An 18,904-nucleotide genomic window follows, 5' to 3' on the forward strand; every position below is an offset into this window, starting at 1 on the left:
CGGCTGCCCAAAGAGCCAATTTCGCCGACGGGCAGCGGACCAATTCCAGTCCCGTGGGCTGTGAATGCGTCGTCAACCGTGTTCGAGGATAGTCTGCGCGAGGATGTCGACGCAACGCGGGATGCGGCGGACCGACGTGTTGCCGAAGCCCAGCACAAGACCCCTCGGCTTGGTTTCCCGGCGTGCGTAGCGCGAGAGTGGTGGGCAGTCCAGCCCCTTCTGGAGCAGTGTTCGCGATACGGCCACGTCGTCAAACGGTTCGCGTGCGTGGACGGTCAGGTGCAGGCCGGCGTGAACGTCGGGAACATCGAAGCCGTCTCGCAGCTTTGCGCGCAGGCATTGTGTCAGGCAGGCGGCGCGATCGCGGTAGATGGTGCGCATACGCCGAAGGTGCGAGGCGAGTCGCCCCTGGTCCATGAAGTCGGCGACCAGCGCCTGGTCCGGTAGCGGTGCGTAGAAGGAGAAAATACGCTGGGCGAGGGCGAACGCCTCGACCAGCGGCATCGGCGCGATCAAATAGGCGAGCCGCAGGCCGGGCGCCAGCATGCGGTTGAACGAGCCGGTATAGATGACCCGCCGCGGATCGCGCGCGTAGAGCGTCGTCTGCGCTTCGCCCGACCAGCGGATCTCGCTATTGGAATCATCCTCGAATATCCAGCCGGGCCGGTCCGCCGCCCAATCAAGCAGCTTTTGCCGGCGATCCGCCGTCATCGTGCAGCCGAACGGCCATTGCTCGGTCGGGGAGACAACGGCCATACGCGCCTCTCGGACCATCACGCCGGCGGCTTCTGTGTCGAAGCCTTGCCTGTCGAGCGGGGCGGGAACGGTGACAAGGCCGAAGGCTTCCAGCGTGGCGATCTCGGGCATGTGGCAAGGATCCTCGACCAGAACGGTGTCGCCGCGGTCGAGCAGAACATGAGACGCGAGAGCGGCCGCTTGCAGCGTATTGCCGATGACGATGATCTGTTCGGGACGACAGTTGATCGCTTTAGCCTCCGCCAGATAGCCCGCGATGCGGGTGGCCAGCAGTGGCGCGCCGCGCGAATAGTCATAGCCGGTGTGGGCGCTGGCGTGCTCGCGCCAGCGGCGGCTAGCGATCTGAGCGAACTCGTCATAGGGGAACTCGTTCAGCGCCGGCACGCCGGCGCTGAGATCGTAGGTCTCGATGCGTTCGGCTGGCAGGTTCATGTCGAGCAGCGCCTGGCCGCGGCGCGAGGGTGCCGGGAGCGCATTTGGACCTGACACCGGTATGCCCGCCGTCTCGGCTCGGGGGTGATTGTCTTCCGGCAGCATGGTTTCGACGAAGGTGCCGGCGCCGATCCGACGTGCGACATAGCCCTCCGTGGCAAGTCGCTCATAGGCGAGGACAACGGTGTTGCGCGAGAGCCCGAGTTCCTCGGCCATGACGCGGCTTGGCGGCAGGCGCGCTCCTGGCGCCACGATGCCATCCCGTATCCAGCGGCGTAACTGCTCGAAAAGTTGCTCGTTCAACGGCGTGCCACGGCTGCGGTCGAAGACGATCCTGTTCCAGCTGGGATAGTTGAAAGCGTGCATGTCTGTTCACCGGCTACGGCGGGACCTCACGAGCGGCGACGCAGCCATAAGGATGATCTTCCTATCGAATTGAAATCACCCTATCACATGACGAACGATAAGCAGAAAGCCTTCTCTGCATGCGTCGAATGCCAGCTTTCAGCCACTGGCAGCGTTCACCAAATGGCCGAGATGCACGCGCAAATTGTTCACGGCTCCACTCGTGAAGTGGAGCCGCTCTTGATCACACCTCAGTTGCCTCGGCAAGTTCGAGAGCATCTTCTACATCGACTCCCAGATAGCGGACCGTGTTCACGATCTTGCTATGACCGAGCAAAGACTGGATGGCTCCCAGAGGATAACTGACCTCAATCCAACAAGCATGTTTCTGACAGCTCAGCCTCCGCACGTCGACAGAGCCGGTTTGGGCGGGCCCGGTCCTTTCCGAATGATTCTCTCTGCTGCTCAGCCGCCGCCAAAGGTTTGTGCCCCTCCGAGCACAGGAACCGTTATTGACCGCTGAATGCCGCAAAGCTTTTTTCGAAGCGGTCGACGACATCCTCGATATCGGACATTGCTAAGCAAAGCGGCGGACACATGCGGATGACATTGCGGTACGGTCCCGAGCGGCTGGCGACGAGCCCGTTGCGGCGCGTTTCCTCGAAAATGGCGAGCGTCTCCTCCGGCGCCGGCTCTTTCGTCGCGCCGTCCTTGACGAGTTCGATCGCAAGCATAAGCCCACGGCCCCTGATATCGCCGATGATTGGAAAGCGCTCCTTCATGTCGTTAAGGCGACCCTTGAGCACCGCGCCAACATCCCGGGCGTTCTCCTGGAGTCGTTCCTCTTTTATGACCTTTAGCACGGCTCGGCCGGCCGCGCATGCCACCGGATTGGCGCCATAGGTGTGGAACAGAAATTTATCGGCCATGGATTCAGCGACATCTCGCTTGGCGATGACCGCGCCGAGCGGGATGCCGTTGCCCACACCTTTGGCGATGACGACGATATCGGGCACAATGCCATGGGATTCAAACGCCCAGAAGGCATCGCCGGTTCGGGCGACACCGGATTGCACTTCATCAATGATACAGAGACCGCCGGCCGCGCGGACACGCTCGACAGCGCCGGCAATGTAGCCCGGCGGCATCGGCACGATGCCGCCATAGCCCTGCACCGGCTCGATAATCATGCCGGCCAGCCCGCCGCTGGTTGAACTCGCTATGGCGCGCTCGACCTCGTCGAGATAGGGCTGCAAGCCTTCGCCATGAATGCCGCGATACTGGTTGGGCTCGGCCACGAAAGTGACCCCGCCAAGCTGGGGCACGGGATGGCGAAAACCCGCTATCCCGGTCACCGACTGCGCGCCGAAAGTGGCGCCGTGATAGCTCGAGGCAAGCGCCAGCATGTCGATGTTGCCGGTATGCGAGCGCGCCATCAGCAGCGCAAGATCGATCGCTTCGGCCCCGCTGTTGGTGAAATGTACGACCCAATCGTGACCGGCCGGCATCGTTGCCACCAGTTCCTCCGCGTACTGAGCCGGAACCGGGTGGTAGAACATCGTCGTGCAATGCGTCAGTTCCGCCAGTTGCTCGGTGGCCGCCTTGACCACCTGCGGATGCGCGTGGCCGACCGAGATGCAAAGATTCATGCCGAGCAGGTCGATGTATTTACGATCCTTCTCGTCCCAGACATACTGGCCCTTGCCGCGCTTGAGGATCAGCGGGTCCTTGTAAGGAACGAACTTGCGCTGCGTGGCCGAATAGAAGCGGTTCCGCCGATCGACGATGGCCTCGGTCGACCAGTCGATGTCCAGGTTGGAATGGACGTGCGGAGCGTTCATGCCGTGTCTCCCGTGTTGCGAACTCCTGGATTGAAAACACGGAATGCGCGGCGCGCACACCGCCAAACCTCCTTATCAGGATAACTGATGGAGTTGATTAGTCATGCGACGAGGGGCGATCGACGGCATAGCAGTCGGCGGGAAGGCCAGGCAGGCGGGTGCTGATCGCGTTGGTCAGCACTTCCGCGGTACGCGTGGCGAAAGCCTCGGGGAGGTTTCCGAGCTCCCGCTCGCGCGCGACCAGAAGGATGTTGCGCGACAGCCCGGTGAACGGCAAGGGATGGACGTCAATCTCCATACCCTCCGCCAGCCCGTCGATGAGCAGGGTCGGCGTCAGGATCGCAAAGCCCATGCCGGCCGCGACCGGCGCCATCACCACGCTGGAGCGGTCACCTTCCATAGCACGCGGGATCTCGATGCGCAGGCGGCTCAGATGCTGGTCGACGCGCAGGCCAACCGGCGTCTCGCGCGAGAAGCGCACGAAGGCGAGCTTCTTGGAGAGCTTGACGATGTCACCGACATCGCCGGCAAAACCCTTTGGCGTCACCAGCAGGAATTTTTCGGTCATCACAGGATAACGTGTCAGTCCCTCAATCTCGAACAGCTCGCCGGAGGTGACGGCGAGGTCGGCGCGGCGGGCCCGCAGCAAGGCGACGTGGTCGGTCGCCAAACCCGCGAACAGGCTGAGCTCGGGAATGCCGAAACCCTTGCGGGCAAGGACCGAAAGCGCCGGCGCCAGCGTTGTCGCGATCGACGCCAGAAGCGCGATGCGCAACAGCGGCAGCGGTGCTGCATTGACGCGCCGCGCGTCGGTGCGCAGGCCCTCGACCTCGGCCAGTATGGCAACGGCGCGGCGATGCAGCGCGATGCCGGCTTTGGTGAGCTCGATCGGCCGCAAATTGCGATCGATCAGGCTGACGCCGAGCGCGCTTTCCAGGTTCTTCAGATGCTGCGAAGCGGCCGATTGCGTCATGCCCAGCATCTGTGCCGCCTGGGTGACGTGCCTGGTCTCGACGATGGCGACGAAAACCTCGATCGATCGGAAAAGGTTGAAATCGAAACTGCCGCTCTTCACCCGCAACTCCGCCCGTGAAGCATCATAAGTTTTCCTAATGTTGCGAAATTTGGGTTGAGCGCAAGTGGTTTAGCGGGAAAAGATCGCGCTGTTCCAATCCAGCGAAGGTATCCCACAAGGTGAATGGCAGCGCACGCATCGTGATCATTGGCGGCGGTGTCATTGGCCTCGGCATTGCCTATCACCTTGCCGAACTGGGCGTGAGCGATGTCGTCCTTCTGGAGCGCCACCAACTGACCAGCGGCACATCCTGGCACGCCGCCGGAATCGTCGGTCCGTTACGCGCCAGCCTCAACCTGACAAGGCTGGCGCAATATGCGACCGAGCTGTTTCCACGCCTCGAGGAACTGACGGGCCAGGCGTCCGGCTACCGCCGCACCGGCGGCCTGTGGCTGGCGCGACGTGCGGAGCGCATGGACGAACTGAAGCGCATCGCGCATTTGGGCGATGTCTGCGGCCTCACCGTTGGGATTGTCGATCAGGCGGGCGTGGCCGAGCACGTGCGCGGCATCGTCACCGATGGCGTCGAGGGCGCGCTGTGGGTCGAGGAAGACGGCCAGGCCAATCCAGTTGATATCTGTGCGGCCTATGCAAAACGGGCCCGCGCCGCCGGTATCCGCATCCTCGAGGGGTTAGCCTGTTCGGGCATCGTGACCCGCAACGGCCGGGTCGTTGGCGTCAAGCTGGCCTCCGGCGCCACCATCGATTGCGAGACCGTCGTCAACTGTGCCGGCGCCTGGGCGCGCGATATCGGCGCGCTCGCCGGCGTTCCTGTGCCGCTGCAGGCCGTCGAGCACATGTATGTCGTGACGGAGCCGATCGCCGGTCTGCAGGATCCGTTTCCCATCCTGCGCGACCTCGACGAAGGCATCTACATCAAGGGCGATTCCGGCAAGCTGGTGTTGGGCGGCTTCGAGCCGAACGCCAAGCTCTTCGATGTTCGCGGACCGGCTGGCGACAGGCCATTCCTCGAACTGCCCGAGGATTGGGAGCAGTTCGAGCCTTTCATGTCGGCCGGACTGAAACTCCTGCCGGCGCTGTCGCAGACCGGCATCAGGCACTTCATGAATGGCCCGGAGAGTTTTACCCCCGACACGCGGCCGCTGATGGGCGAGTCGCCCTATCTGCGCGGCTTCTATGTCGCCGCCGGCTTCAACTCGACAGGCATGATGTCGTCGGCCGGCGCCGGCAAGGCCATGGCCGAATGGATCGTCGACGGCGAGCCCAGCCTCGATCTGTGGGCGCTTGACATCGCCCGCTTCGACCGCGCCGCCGCGGCGCGCTCTTTCGTCGGCGCCAGGATGGAGGAAGCGGTTGCCGACCTCTTCCGCATGCATTGGCCTTACAAGCAGGCCGCCGCCGGGCGCGACGTGCGGCGTTCCGCCTTTCACCGTACGTTCGCCGAAGCGGGTGCTGTGTTCGGCGCGCCGACCGGCTGGGAGCGACCGCTCTGGTTCGGCGGCACGGAGACGCGCGGCTATTCCGTCGGCGCTCAGAAATGGTGGAGCCCGGCCAGGGCCGAAGCCGAGCGAATGGCGCAAGGCGTTGGCCTGTTCGAGCTTTCGCCCTTCACCAAGATCGATGTGCGTGGACGCGACGCGATCCAGCTGATGCAAAGCCTGTGCGCGGGGGACGTCGACAGGCCCGAAGGCCGCGCCGTCTATACGCAGATGCTCAACGCACGCGGCGGCATCGAGGCCGATGTGACGGTCACGCGAGTCGACGAGCACGGCTTCCGGGTTATTTCAGGTGCCGCGACCAGACAGAAAGATTTTGACTGGATCGCGCGCCATGCTGAGGATCTTGGTCTCAACGTCTCGGTCTTCGACGCCACGTCCGCAGAGGCCGTTCTCGGGGTCATGGGGCCGAATTCGCGGGCGCTGCTGCAGAGCCTGACCGACGTCGATCTTTCGGACGCAGCCTTCCCGTTCTCGACTTCGCGCCGCATCGACATCGGCACCGCGAATGTGCGGGCGACCCGAGTCAGCTTTGTCGGCGAGCTCGGCTTCGAGCTTTATGTGCCGGTCGAACACGGCGAGAGCCTGCTTGCCATGATCGTCTCAGCGGGCGGCGCCCATGGCCTGACCTTTTGTGGCCACTACGCGCTGGATGGCTGCCGGTTGGAAAAGGGCTATCGCCATTGGGGCCATGATATCGGGCCGAAGGACACGCCGCTGGAGGCGGGCCTGTCCTTCGCGGTGTCCTGGAAGAGGGATGATTTCATCGGCCGCGATGCCCTGCTGAAGCAGAAGGCCGATGGCCTGAAGCGCCGGCTCATGCATTTCGCCGTCGACGGCGACAATCCGCTTCTGCTGCATGACGAACCGATCTATCGCGACGGCAAACTTGCCGGGTTGACGACGTCAGGTGGCCTCGGCGTTCGCACGGGGCTCAGCCTTTGCCTGGGCTACGTTGCCTGTGATCCAGGCGAGACGAAAACGCAGCTGCTTGCCTGCGACTACCAGATCGCGGTGGCCGGTGCGCGCTACAGGCTGCGCCCACTCGACAAGCCACCCTATGACCCAACCGGATCGCGCATGCGCGTAAGCGCGGAGGAAAATTCATGAGACAACAGGCCCGCGTGGTCGTTATCGGCGGCGGCGCCATGGGCGTGTCGCTGCTCTATCATCTGGCCAAGCGCGGCTGGAGCGATGTCATGCTCGTCGAGAGGCAGGAGCTGACAGCAGGCTCGACCTGGCACGCCGCCGGGCTCTGCACGCATTTCGCCCACAATGCGACGATCATGGAGATGCGCGCGCATTCGGTGCGGCTCTATCGCGAAATCCTGACCGCCGAGACCGGGTTGCCGACAGGTTTCCACCCAAGCGGCGCATTGCGCATTACGCGCTCGCCGGAGCGCATGGACGAATTCCGCCATGTGCAGGGGCTTGGCCGGTTCGTCGGCCATGACTTCCACATTCTCAGTCCCGATGAGCTCAAGCAGATCTATCCGCTCTGCCATACCGACGGCATCATAGGCGCGATCTACGAGCCCAATGACGGTCATGTCGATCCGACGCTGGCGACCAACGCAATGGCCAGCGGCGCGCGCTCGCGCGGCGCCGAGATCGTGCGCCACAATCCGGTCCTGGCAATCGAGCGCAAGCCATCGGGCGAGTGGCTGGTCCGCACACAACAGGGTGACATTGTCGCGGAGCATGTGGTGAACGCGGCCGGCACATGGTGCCGCGAGATTGGCGCCATGATGGGGCTCGACCTGCCCGTGGTGCCGATGCTGCACCAATATGTCGTGACCGATACCGTCCCCGAGATTGCCGACCGGATCGCCGCCGGCGCCAAGGAACTGCCGATCATCCGCGATCCGGAAGAAAGCTGGTATCTGCGCCAGGAGCGCGACGGCTTTATCGTCGGCCCCTATGAAAAGTCGGCTCACCCCTGGGCGGTCGATGGCGTGCCACCAGAATTCGGCATGGACTTGCTGCCGCCCGACCTGGATCGGGTCGAGCACATCATCGCGCTGGCGATGGAGCGTGTCCCGGCACTCGCCAATGCCGGCATCAAGACGGTGGTCAACGGGCCGATCACCTTCACGCCGGATGCCAATCCGCTGGTCGGTCCGGCATTCGGCCTCGGCAATGCCTGGCTGCTCACCGGCTCAAGCATGGGCGTGATGGAAGGCGGCGGCGCCGGTCGCTTTCTCGCCGACTGGATCGTCGACGGATCACCGCCAATGGATGCGCTTGCCATCGACCCACGCCGCTTCGGCAATTATGCCGACCGCGACTATCGCATCGACAAGGCGGTGGAAGGGTTCGGCCTGCAATTCGGCATCCACTATCCCAACGAGGAACGCGAGGCCGGCCGCCCGCGCCGCACGACGCCGGCGCTCGAACTTCAGAGAAGCCAGGGGGCAGTGCTGGGCGCCGCCTATGGTTGGGAGCGGCCGAACTGGTTCGCTGCCAAGGGCGCCGACCGTGACCCGCCACTGACCTTCCGCAAGCCCGGCTGGTTCGACGCGGTGCGCGGCGAGTGCCGTGACGTGCAGGCCAGCGTCGGCGCCATCGACCTTTCGGCCTTCTCCAAATTCGAGATCGGCGGACCAGGCGCCAGCGCCTTCATGGCTTCGCTCGGCGCCAACCGACCACCGGAACGTCACGGCCGCATCGGGCTCATTCACGCGCTGACGGCAAAGGGCGGCGTGGCGTCGGAATTTACCGTGACCCGACTCGGCGACGATGGGTTCTACTTGACCAGCGCAGCACTTGCGGAGCGACATGACGAAGGTCTGCTACGCTCACGCGCCGCAGCGTTTCCAGGTGTGACGATCGACAACGTCACCGAGAGGCGCGGCGTGCTCGGCGTGATGGGGCCGCGTGCCCGTGACCTCTTGGGAAAGATCTGCGAAGCCGATCTATCGAATGCTGCATTCCCCTGGCTTTCCGCGCAGATCATCCGCGTGGCCGGCATCAAGACGGCAGCGCTCCGGGTCTCTTATGCCGGTGAGATCGGATGGGAACTGCACGTTCAGTTGGCGCAGTTCGGCAAGCTCTACGAAGCGATCACCAAAGCCGGAGCGCAGTTCGATTTGCGTCCGTTCGGCATCTACGCGCTCAACGCAATGCGGCTGGAAAAGGGCTACCGCGCCTGGGGCGCCGACCTGACCACGGAGCGCACGCCGCTGGAGGCCGGACTGGGTGCCTTGGTCAAGACTGACAACCGGATGTTCGTCGGTCGTGAGGCGATGCTGGAGCGGGTCGGCGAAAACGCCTGGTCCATGCTGCTGCTCGAAATCGACGACGACGGCGAGCGACTGCCGTTTTACGCCCATGCCGTGATGCAGGCGGGGCGCCCGGTCGGGATCGTTTCCTCCGGCAGCCACGGCTTCCGGACCGGCAAGACCGTTGCGCTCGCCTATCTGCGACCCGGTGTTGCGGCTGAAGGCCTGACCGTCTCGATCCTCGGCAGGGAACTGACGGCGCGGGAGCTGAAGAAAGCGCCTTACGATCCGGACAATCTGCGGCTGCGCGGCCTTCAGGCCGATGCGCCGGCCGCCTTCATGCCTGCCTGATCACGGAGACGACAATGGACAAGGACGCGATGATCGACGCTCCAGCGCCACGAAGCGGAGGCCGGGCCGGAAGACAGGGCCAGCGCCTGGCCCAGCAGGCGCCGCGGCGTCCCTACATCAGCCGGCGGATCGGCACGTTCAATATCCTCGACGAAGAAGGCCTGAGCCTGATCGAGGCGAACGCCGACCGGCTGCTCAAGGAGGTCGGCATGGAGTTCCATGACGATCCCGAGATCCTCGACATTTTTCGCGATGCGGGCGCCGACGTGCAGGGCACCAGAGTCCGCTTCGAGCCCGGCATGTGCCGCAAGATCGTCCGCGCCACCGCGCCTTCGCAATTCAAGCAGCACGCCCGCAACCCGGCCAACACGGTGGTGATCGGCGGCGACAACACCGTGCTGTGTCCGTCGTGGGGGCCGCCCTTCGTCCACGATCTCGATCGCGGACGGCGCTACGCCACGATCGCGGACTTCCGCGATCTGGTGAAGATCCATCAGATGATCCCGCATCTGCATCATTCGGGCGGCGTCGTTTGCGAGCCTGTCGACCTGCCGGCCAACAAGCGTCATCTCGACATGCTCTACACCCACATCCGCCATTCGGACCGTGCCTTCATGGGCGCGTTCATCGGGTCGAGGCGAGCGCAGGACGCGGTTGACATGGCCAAGATCGTCTTCGGCGAGGAGTTCGTCGCCCACAACGCTGTGCTCTACAACGTCTCCAACACCAATGCGCCGCTGGTGCTCGACGCCAACATGTCGGGTTCGCTGAAGGTCTGCGCCCGCAACAACCAGCCGGTCGCCTGCACGCCATGGACGCTGGCCGGCGCGATGAGCCCGTGCACGGTCGCCGGCACGCTGGCGCAGGTGCTGGCCGAGGCGCTCGCCTGTCTCAGCCTCGTACAGCTGATCAACCCCGGCGCGCCCTGCCTGATGGGAAGCTTTGCCAGCACGATCTCGATGCAGAGTGGAGCGCCGACCTTCGGGACGCCGGAAGCGGGCAAGATGGTGCTCGCCTGCGGGCAGTTGGCGCGTCGCGTCGGCGTTCCGTTCCACACCGTCGGTTCGCTGTCGGCCTCAAAGCTTCCCGATGCACAGGCCGAGCAGGAAGCGACATGGGGCATATTGATGTCGATGTTTGCCGGCGCCAACGTGATCAACCACGCCACCGGCTGGCTCGAGGGCGGACTGGTCACCGGTTTCGAAAAGACGGTCATCGACGCCGATCTCTGCGGCAAGGTCGCCAGCCTGTTCGAAGGCATCGATCTGTCGCTCAATGCGCAGGCGATGGAGGCGATCGAAGCGGTCGGGCCGGGATCGCATTTCCTGGGCAGTGCGCATACGCAGTCCAATTTCCTCTCGGCCTTCTATCGCTCCACCAGCAGCGACAACAATTCCTTCGAGCAATGGAACGAGGACGGCCGGCTCGACGCCGCGCAACGCGCCAACCGGCAATGGAAGAGGCTGCTCGACGACTACCAGGATCCGGGGCTCGATCCGGCGATCGACGAAGCGCTCCAGGCCTTCATCGCCAACCGCAAGGCCAGCGAGCCGGACCAGGCTTATTTCTAGAGCCGGTACCGCATCTTTGATGGCCCGTTCGTGGAATGTTGACCGGCCGAGCTCCACGAGAAGATCGTTCCCAAACGGCTTTATCTGGTTCGTCCTTGCACGATACGGTCGATGATCATGGCGCAGAGAAGTATGGCGAAGCCCGCGAGCAGTCCCTGCCCGACAGCTGCGTATTGAAGCGCATTGAGGACATCTTCTCCCAACCCTTTGGCGCCGATCAGGGAAGCGATGACCACCATTGAAAGGCACATCAAAATGGTCTGGTTTATGCCGGCCATGATGGAAGGCATCGCTAGCGGGAGATCGACCCGGGTCAGGAGAAACCATCTTGTTGCACCATAGGCTTGCGCGGCCTCTCTAATGGCCGGCGGGACACCCTGCAAACCGAGCGCAGTCAGGCGCACCACTGGCGGAGTACCGAAAATCAGCGTGGCGATGACGCCGGGCGGCTTGCCGATGCCGAACAATGCGATCACCGGGATCAAATAGACAAATGCCGGCATGGTCTGCATGAAGTCGAGCACCGGCCGCACGGCGGCATAGACGCGCGGTCGGCGTCCGCACCATATCCCAAGCGGAACTCCTATCGCGAGGCAGATAATGGCCGATGTGCCCAACAGGGCGACTGTTTCCAGGCTCTTTTCCCAAAAGCCAAGCACGGCAAGATAGGCGAGCGCAGCCGCGGTGAAGATGGCGACGCGCGGCCCCGCCAGTTGCCAGGCCAGGGCTAGAATGATCGCCATTGTCACTGGCCAGGGCATGCCCGTCAGTCCATAGGCCAAGGCATCGAGCACCAACGATATTGCGCCTGTGATGCCGCCGAAAAAGCCCTCCCCGAGATGCGACACCGCTCCCATCAGGCTGTCCAGACCCGATGACAACGCGGCCTGCCACTCGCGATTCGAGGGCGCGGCAATCAGCCAGACGGCTGGTGTCGGCGCGGCGAAGCGATAGACCGAAAGCCCATAGGCTGCGATGCAGAAGGCAAGGGCGCATAGCGCCAGCGGATGATTGAGCCCGCGCTGAAGCGTCGGATTCGAACGCCAGCGCGCGAAGCGCCGCTCCAGCATCCGGTTGGCGAGGAAACCGGCGATCAGCCTGGCGAAGAGCAAAGTGACAATACCGGACCCAATTACAACCGGCGCCTTCGCCTTTGCGGCGTCGGCCCGCATTCTGGCCGTGTTGGCAGCTTTCTCCAGAGCGGCCGCTGATGATCTCAGGCCAGCTGCATTGTCCGCCCCCGCTGCCTCGGCGGCTTTTGCCTGTTCCGCGCGCGCCTGTGCCTGCTTGGTGACGCGTTCGGCTCGTGCTTGCTCTGCGGCGCCGAGGTTACCAGCCGCGCCGACGCCGATCTGAACCACCGCAAGCGTCTCCAGGAAGAAGATGAGCCAGAACAGAAGTGTGATGCCTCGGGCAGCGGCCCAGACCGGCCCAAGCAGTGCGGCCGCCAGGTTGAACGGCCAGACGGCACCGGACGCCCGCCGGATGCGGGCGAACACATCGATATAGTAATCGGGGTTGCGGAGGACGAATTCCCGAACGAGTCCTTCCTCTGCCGGTTGCGATTGCACAGCGACAGGATCATGGGCGTTCACGGGTTTCGCCCTTTCGCAGACCGTGGAGCAGGATCTGCCTGTCGACGATGCCGACGACAGACCCACCGGGATCTGTCACAGCAAGCGGTGCGGCATCCCGTGCCGCGAGTTCGACGAGTTCGGCCAGGGATTCTCGAGAATCCACCCTGTGCAACCGCTCGACGTCCAATTCCGGATGAGACCGGCTCTTGAAACTCTCGACCGACTCCATGATGCGCCCGGCGGTGATCACCTTCAGGCGCGAGATGTCGGCGACGAATTTCGCGACATAGTCGTGCTTCGGAGATGTGACGATCTCCTCGGGCGTGTCGGTCTGGACGATGACGCCATCTTTCATGATCGCGATGCGATCGCCGATCCGGATCGCCTCGTCGAGGTCATGGGTGATGAAGATCACTGTCTTTCCCATCGAGCGTGAGAGGGCCAGGAACTCGTCTTGAAGTTGCCGCCTTATCAAGGGATCGAGCGCGCTGAATGGCTCGTCCATGAGCAGGATCGCTGGATCGGCAGCCAAAGCGCGGGCGAGGCCGACGCGCTGCTGCATCCCGCCTGAGAGCTCATGGCAGTAGCGATCCCCCCAGCCCGACAGGTTCACCTTGGCAAGTGCCGTCTCGGCGGCGTCAAATCTCCGCTGCTTGGTCGCGGCTTGGATCTCCAGCGGGAGCGCGACGTTGTCGCGTACGGTGCGATGCGGAAGCAGACCGAAGCTCTGGAACACCATGGCGATCCTGCGAGACCGCAATGCCCTCAACTCAGCGGGCGACTTGGCCATGACGTTTTCACCGTCGACGAAAATCTCGCCGGCGGACGGCTCGAGTAGGCGGTTTATATGGCGGATCAATGTCGATTTGCCACTGCCCGACAGGCCCATGACGCAGAAGATTTCACCCGGCCGAACCGAAATGTTGACGTTGGCGACGCCCACGACACATCCGAAGCGCCTGGCCACTTCGTCCTTGTCGAGGCCGTCGCGCAAAACCGCCACAATCGCCTCTGGCGCGCGGGCGCCAAAGATTTTCCAGACGCCCTTCAAAGTGATGGCGGCACCGTGGCTTGCCGCGTCTCCGGGGTCCGCCAGGCCCGCTCCTCCCGGCGCAATGATCGGTGCGGTGTCCACCGGCTACCGCTCCCGTCCGATCACGGATTTGAACGGCCGGACAACAGTGCAGGCCGGTTCAGAGCCTGCAATGCCGGCCCTGGACTTCAATGACCGAACCACTTCGCCACGTCGTCGGGGTGGGCTTTGATCCATTCCTTCGCCACATCGCCTGCCGGCTTCTTGTCGACGATGATTGCATAGGCCCATTTGCTGATGTCGTCCGGATTGAAAGTAATCCGATCCAAAGCGGCGGTCAGTTCCGGTTCCCGCTGGGCCAGCGAAGCAGCATAGGCGATGTGCACGGTGGTGTCAGCATATGCCGACGACACTTTCGATTTTTCGAACCATTGAGGATCCTCGCTCGGCTGCAGCATCACGAACTTGGCTGGGTCGTGTTTCGGTTCTGTGAGAAAGGCAAGCTTGTAGCGGGCGAAATTCTGGTGCGGGCCGTAGCAGTAGCCGACCCATGGCTTGTCTGCCTTCGCGGCCCGGTCGAGCGATGCCGCGGCCACCGCTTCGTCGGTCACCTGGAGATCGAAGAAATCGGCGAATCCATAGTCGCGGGCCCGCACCTTTTCGATGTTTGTCGACTGCCAGCCTGACGCGCCGATCCAGATTTCGCCCTTGCCGTCGCCATTGGTGTCGAAGATCTTGGCGTTGTCCGGATTGGTGAGATCCGCGACATCCTTGATGCCATATTTGTCGATCGTGACCTGGGTGACGCAGTAGCCTTGCTTGGCTTCGTAGCCGTTCTGCGCGAGTTTCACCGTGCCGGCGCTTTTGACATATTTGTCTACCAGGCCCTGCTGGTTCGGCAGCCAGACATCTGGCCAGATGTCGACCTCCCCTTTGTTGCGATCCATGGCTTCCCAAATGACGGGGACTGCGGTGGTGGTGACGGTGGAAACGTCGAGCCCAAGCTCCTGTTCGGCCGCGTTCTTGATGACGTTCATGACCGCCGTTGCGGTAGCATAGTTTGGATCCGGCATAGTCACGTCTGCACCGAACGCCGACGATACCGGCGCCAACAATAGAACGCCGAGAGATGGTGCAAGAAGTCGGTTTTTCATATCGTTCCCCAGTTGAGTTGCGCTGATTTTTCTCAGCTTATTGGTCAAGTTAGCGAAACGTGCAGGCAATCCATCCCAAATTGTGCCGCATTAGCAAAAACGATGAAGCGCATAAGGCGGTCGTTGAGATTCCGATACCCGCTCTGTAGGCAGAGGGTGTCTCCATGCTCAGGCCGTCACGTATATGCTCCCTGCCTCGACGGAGACTGGGAACGTCCTCGCGCGAACGGACGGGTTGACCAATGCTGCGCCCGACCTGATGTCGAATTCCCACCCGTGCCAGGCACAGCGAACGATTTCATTCTCACGGTGATAGATGAATTCGGCTCGCTCGACGGGAGCAGTCGTTCCGCATTGCGGTCCCTCACAAAGGGGGGCCCCTCGATGCGGGCATACATTCAGCAGCGCATGGAAACTATCGCCGATCCGGAACACGCCGATCGACAGGCTGCGCACCTTGGCGATGAACGGCGTTCCGACCTGGATCTCGTCGGCGCGACAAATATACGTCTTCTCAGCCATCTCAGGTCGTCACGCTGCAGCAGCGGCTTGCGGGCGGGGAATGCGCTTGTAAACGTCCAGCGCATTCTGGCCGAGCACCTTGCGGCGCCATTCCGGCGGGATGTGCAAAGTGTTGACGTCATCGTAGTCCCAATGGGGGTAGTCGGACGCAAACAGCAGCGTGTGCTCCCCGTCCATGGCCTCCAGGATCGCCCAGAGGTGGTTGACATTCGAAGGCTGCTCCAGCGGTTGGGTGGAGAAACGTATGTTACGCCGGCAATATTCCGACGGCAGCATTTTCAGCCATGGCGTCTCTTTTCGCAGTGCTTTGTAGTCGGCATCCAGGCGCCACAGGACCGACGGGACCCAGGCGACGCCGCACTCGATGATCACGAAGTAGAGGTCCGGCCATTTCTCAAAAACGCCATGGGCAATCATGCTTGCCACATGCGACATGGCCGACATGTGCAGGATCGCATGGGTCTCCCAGAAGAAAGTGGTGGGCGCTGGCGCGACAGCGTTCCAGTTGATGCCGCCATGTCCACCAAGATGTATGGCGAACGGCAAACCGACCTCGGCACAGGCCTCGAAGATCGGGTGATAGAACGGGTCGCCATACGGCCGCACAGAGCCTTGGGAGGCCAGAACTTGCGCCATCCGGGGATGCGCGCCGAGGCGCCGGATCTCCGCCGCCGCAAGGCGCGGGTCTTGCGGTGCGATGATGATGGAGCCCATGAAGCGGCTGTCTTTCGGCAGCCATTCATTGATCTGGTAGTCGTTGTAGGCGCTTACCAGCGCGCTAGCGTAATAGGGATTTGCCAGTGTCGACGCTTCGATGGGCTCGTCGCCAGTTAGGATTGCCACTCCGACATTGTATTTATCGAGGTGCTTCTCCTTCATGATCAGGTAGTTGTCCGCCTCCACCTTCGGTCGCACATCCTTGCGGGAGAAATCCTGCGGATGAAACCAGGGGCGATGGCCGTGCGGAAAAGCGCCGACCGGGCCGGTCTTCTCGCCCTCGATGAACATGTCTTTCCAGACACCGGACAGGTAGGGCTCCAGCACCGTCGCGTTGGACCAATAGTTGTGGCAATCGCAATCGACTATGAACACTTTTCCCTCTTCCTTTGATGCGGCCGTCACAGACCGTGGCTTCTGCACCGAACTTCCGCTTTGATAGTGCACGGATCAAGCGTATGAACAGCTAGATACGATCGCAAAAATCGATGGCTCGCCCATGCAGTTGGAACAAATAGAGACGTTTCTCGACATCATTGAATCGCGAAACTTCAACCGGTCGGCGGAGCGCCTCGGACTGACGCAATCGACGGTCAGCACCCGTGTCAAGAACCTGGAGGCCGCCGTGGGGTCCGAACTCTTCCATCGCGGCCGCGCCGGTGCCGAGCCGACCGCGGCAGGGCGGCGGTTTGAGGTTTACGCGCGGTCAATGTTGTCGACCTGGTCCCAGGCCCGTCACGACGTGCGCGCCTTTAACAGATTCGAAGGCAGCCTACGGGTCGCTGCCCAGGTTGGAATGACCCGCTCGATCCTGCCGGGTTGGTTGGAAATGCTGCTGCAGGTCTTGCCGCGGTCCTCGATCCATGTCGAATCCGACTACTCGCCGCAGATGATATCTGATCTGAGCCTGGGAAACCTCGATATTGCTGTTGTTTATGCTCCACGCTACCTGCCCGAGATCACATATGACCAACTGATGGTTGAGGAATATACAATGGTCTCGACCAAGGCACGCCGGCTTAGCGATGTAAGCCCGGACAATTACATCCGGCCGGGTTACACCGTTGCGCTCGAGAAGGCTCATGCCGAGGCGTTGCCAAATCTGACTGCGTGCCGGCTTTCGATGGGCTCCGAAACGCTGGCCGACAATATGCTGAGGCGCGCAGGCGGCACCTGCTACATGCGCGCCGACGATGCGCGTCGCTTCGCCGCCGAGCAACCCTCCCACATTGTGGAAGGTGCTCCAACTCTGCATCAGCCCGTCTACACCGCAATTCTCGCGCGACGCCGGCATGAGCCAATCATAAAGAAAGGCATTCGCGCGCTTCATCTTGCGGTCATGTCGCTGGAAGGTTGATCGATATTGTCGATCATAGATGCTTGAGGTTCCTCCTGTATCGAACGTAGGCCTGCTGGCATTCTTGGCCCCTTAATGGGAGCCAGATGATGAACGCCCTCGTTTCTTTCGCTCCCTCCTGCCGATCCGACCGCGTCAGCGGACGTCACACGCTGATCTGTCGCGGCATCGTTCAGGAGACGCACGAGGTGAAGACCTTCGTCTTTTGTCCAAAGCGCGGGCAGGCCGGCCAGTTCAAAGCCGGGCAGTTTATCACTCTGAACCTCGTGATCGACGGCGCTCCGGCCGTCCGGACTTACTCGATCTCTTCGCCGCCAACCCGGGTGGGAGACCTCAGGATAACCGTCAAGCGCGTCCCCGGCGGCCTCGCTTCCAATTGGCTGCATGACAATCTCGAACAGGGAAGCGAAATAGAGATCGACGGCCCGTCCGGCAGCTTCAACTGGGATGACCTGCGGAGCGACCGGCCGCTTTTCCTCTCCGGCGGCAGCGGCATAACACCGGTGATGTCGATGCTGCGCACGCTCGCCGACAGTGGCTCCGACAAGGATGTCTGCTTCATTCATAGCGCACGCTCGCCGAAGGACATCATCTTCGGTGACGAGCTTGACAACCTGGCACGGGACCATCGCAATTTTCACGTCCATGTCGTCTGCGCCGAAGCTGTGCATAATTGGGCCGGTCCAACTGGATTGGTTGGTGAGTCCATGTTGCTGAAGTTTGCTCCCGACATTAGGGAGCGCACCGTTTATGCCTGTGGGCCCGAGCCTTACATGAACGCAGTCCGGAACGCCCTCAACAGCATCGGCTTGGATCCTGGTCGGTACCATGAGGAGAGCTTTGGCGGCCTGCTGAAGCCTGCACCGGTGTTGCAAACAGCCCAGGCCGCTTCCGTGCGTTTTGCTCGCACAGGTGTCACCCACCAATGCCGTTCGACACAGACCCTGCTCGAAATCGCTCGAAGCGTTGGTCTGTACCTGCCAAGCGCTTGCCAGCAAGGGATTTGTGGGACCTGTCGTGTGCTGAAGGTCAGCGGCGACGTGGAAATGGCTGATTTCGGCGGACTCAGCGCACAGGAGAAGCACGCCGGATATGTGCTCGCCTGCTGCACTCATCCCATGGGAGCGGTGTCGATAGACTTGTAACTGCAGGCGCACACCGCGGCCGTGCAAATCACAAAGCAATTCAGTGCCGATATTGTCGTGGAAGGCACCGATAAGACGTCGGCAGCATCGATCTGGTGTTCGACGTCATCGGTGGCAACATCCAGAAGCGGTCTGCAGCCCTGATCCGGGGCGAGGTATGCTGGTGACCGTCGTCGGACCAGCCGAGGCGCAGCCCGCGGATGGCTTGGCGGTCGATTTCGTCGTCGAGTCCGGTCGTGGCCAGTTGAGCGAGATCGTCCAGCAGGTGCGGAACGGCGGCTGCGGATGAACATTGGCAAGGTCGCGATCTCGACGAGGCGATCGCCGTCTCAGGAAAAAATACTGTCAGA

At 62.5% G+C, this 18,904-nt stretch carries 13 protein-coding genes and 2 pseudogenes; 6 read left to right on the top strand and 9 right to left on the bottom strand.

What is annotated here, in order from left to right:
* Positions 1 to 72 precede the first annotated feature (72 nt).
* The 4 genes and pseudogenes from FJ973_RS28895 to FJ973_RS28905 form a co-directional block, all read right to left on the bottom strand.
* Positions 73 to 1,554 carry a PLP-dependent aminotransferase family protein gene (locus FJ973_RS28895; protein WP_140558735.1) on the bottom strand — a complete coding sequence of 494 codons (1,482 nt, stop codon included), beginning with the start codon at positions 1,552 to 1,554 and terminating at the stop codon, positions 73 to 75.
* Positions 1,555 to 1,777: 223 nt separating this feature from the next.
* Positions 1,778 to 1,888: pseudogene (locus FJ973_RS31520) on the bottom strand (integrase); the annotation flags it as partial.
* 154 nt (positions 1,889 to 2,042) lie between these two features.
* Positions 2,043 to 3,374 carry an aspartate aminotransferase family protein gene (locus tag FJ973_RS28900; protein WP_140500682.1) on the bottom strand — a complete coding sequence of 444 codons (1,332 nt, stop codon included), beginning with the start codon at positions 3,372 to 3,374 and terminating at the stop codon, positions 2,043 to 2,045.
* A gap of 97 nt (positions 3,375 to 3,471) precedes the next feature.
* Positions 3,472 to 4,449: a LysR family transcriptional regulator gene (locus FJ973_RS28905; protein ID WP_140500683.1), complete on the bottom strand. Its 978-nt coding sequence runs from the start codon at positions 4,447 to 4,449 to the stop codon at positions 3,472 to 3,474.
* Positions 4,450 to 4,568: 119 nt separating this feature from the next.
* Between FJ973_RS28905 and FJ973_RS28910 the strand changes: the two genes are divergently transcribed.
* The 3 genes from FJ973_RS28910 to FJ973_RS28920 are packed head-to-tail and all read left to right on the top strand — an operon-like array spanning position 4,569 to position 11,049.
* Positions 4,569 to 7,016, top strand: coding sequence for an FAD-dependent oxidoreductase (locus tag FJ973_RS28910; RefSeq protein ID WP_140558736.1), 2,448 nt, complete (start codon positions 4,569 to 4,571; stop codon positions 7,014 to 7,016).
* Positions 7,013 to 9,478 (top strand): FAD-dependent oxidoreductase, encoded by a 2,466-nt coding sequence (locus FJ973_RS28915; protein WP_140558737.1) that lies wholly within the window; start codon positions 7,013 to 7,015, stop codon positions 9,476 to 9,478. Before FJ973_RS28910 ends, FJ973_RS28915 begins: the two co-directional genes overlap by 4 nt.
* A gap of 14 nt (positions 9,479 to 9,492) precedes the next feature.
* On the top strand, positions 9,493 to 11,049 hold the full coding sequence (locus FJ973_RS28920) for a trimethylamine methyltransferase family protein (protein WP_246675965.1): 1,557 nt from the start codon (positions 9,493 to 9,495) through the stop codon (positions 11,047 to 11,049).
* An 80-nt stretch (positions 11,050 to 11,129) separates the two neighbouring features.
* Here FJ973_RS28920 and FJ973_RS28925 read toward each other — a convergent pair whose 3' ends face one another.
* The 5 genes from FJ973_RS28925 to FJ973_RS28945 form a co-directional block, all read right to left on the bottom strand.
* Positions 11,130 to 12,644 (bottom strand): ABC transporter permease subunit, encoded by a 1,515-nt coding sequence (locus FJ973_RS28925; protein ID WP_140558738.1) that lies wholly within the window; start codon positions 12,642 to 12,644, stop codon positions 11,130 to 11,132.
* Positions 12,631 to 13,761 (bottom strand): betaine/proline/choline family ABC transporter ATP-binding protein, encoded by a 1,131-nt coding sequence (locus tag FJ973_RS28930; RefSeq protein WP_318013590.1) that lies wholly within the window; start codon positions 13,759 to 13,761, stop codon positions 12,631 to 12,633. The genes FJ973_RS28925 and FJ973_RS28930 overlap by 14 nt, the downstream gene beginning before the upstream one ends.
* A gap of 86 nt (positions 13,762 to 13,847) precedes the next feature.
* The gene (locus tag FJ973_RS28935) at positions 13,848 to 14,861 is read right to left on the bottom strand and encodes a glycine betaine ABC transporter substrate-binding protein (protein WP_140558739.1); all 1,014 of its coding nucleotides are present in this window, start codon (positions 14,859 to 14,861) and stop codon (positions 13,848 to 13,850) included.
* A gap of 120 nt (positions 14,862 to 14,981) precedes the next feature.
* Positions 14,982 to 15,335, bottom strand: a complete 354-nt coding sequence (locus tag FJ973_RS28940; protein WP_140500687.1) for a Rieske (2Fe-2S) protein — start codon at positions 15,333 to 15,335, stop codon at positions 14,982 to 14,984.
* Positions 15,336 to 15,344: 9 nt separating this feature from the next.
* Positions 15,345 to 16,427: an amidohydrolase family protein gene (locus FJ973_RS28945; protein ID WP_140558747.1), complete on the bottom strand. Its 1,083-nt coding sequence runs from the start codon at positions 16,425 to 16,427 to the stop codon at positions 15,345 to 15,347.
* A 124-nt stretch (positions 16,428 to 16,551) separates the two neighbouring features.
* On the opposite strand from FJ973_RS28945, the gene FJ973_RS28950 reads away from it, so the two are divergent.
* The 3 genes and pseudogenes from FJ973_RS28950 to FJ973_RS28960 form a co-directional block, all read left to right on the top strand.
* Entirely contained in the window at positions 16,552 to 17,409 is an 858-nt protein-coding gene (locus FJ973_RS28950; RefSeq protein ID WP_140521272.1) for a LysR family transcriptional regulator, read from the top strand.
* Positions 17,410 to 17,498: 89 nt separating this feature from the next.
* On the top strand, positions 17,499 to 18,554 hold the full coding sequence (locus tag FJ973_RS28955; RefSeq protein ID WP_181170981.1) for a hybrid-cluster NAD(P)-dependent oxidoreductase: 1,056 nt from the start codon (positions 17,499 to 17,501) through the stop codon (positions 18,552 to 18,554).
* A gap of 74 nt (positions 18,555 to 18,628) precedes the next feature.
* Positions 18,629 to 18,880 (top strand): annotated as a pseudogene (locus FJ973_RS28960) (zinc-binding dehydrogenase); the annotation flags it as partial.
* Positions 18,881 to 18,904: the final 24 nt, after the last annotated feature.

Source organism: Mesorhizobium sp. B2-1-3, from assembly GCF_006442495.1.
Taxonomy (GTDB): Bacteria; Pseudomonadota; Alphaproteobacteria; order Rhizobiales; family Rhizobiaceae; genus Mesorhizobium.

Excerpts from the sequence above, each read along its gene's own strand:
- FJ973_RS28895 (WP_140558735.1), bottom strand. The coding sequence starts at position 1,554 with ATGCACGCTTTCAACTATCCCAGCTGGAACAGGATCGTCTTCGACCGC.
- FJ973_RS28920 (WP_246675965.1), top strand. The coding sequence starts at position 9,493 with ATGGACAAGGACGCGATGATCGACGCTCCAGCGCCACGAAGCGGAGGC.
- FJ973_RS28915 (WP_140558737.1), top strand. The coding sequence starts at position 7,013 with ATGAGACAACAGGCCCGCGTGGTCGTTATCGGCGGCGGCGCCATGGGC.
- FJ973_RS28955 (WP_181170981.1), top strand. The coding sequence starts at position 17,499 with ATGAACGCCCTCGTTTCTTTCGCTCCCTCCTGCCGATCCGACCGCGTC.
- FJ973_RS28940 (WP_140500687.1), bottom strand. The coding sequence starts at position 15,335 with ATGGCTGAGAAGACGTATATTTGTCGCGCCGACGAGATCCAGGTCGGA.
- FJ973_RS28900 (WP_140500682.1), bottom strand. The coding sequence starts at position 3,374 with ATGAACGCTCCGCACGTCCATTCCAACCTGGACATCGACTGGTCGACC.
- FJ973_RS28950 (WP_140521272.1), top strand. The coding sequence starts at position 16,552 with ATGCAGTTGGAACAAATAGAGACGTTTCTCGACATCATTGAATCGCGA.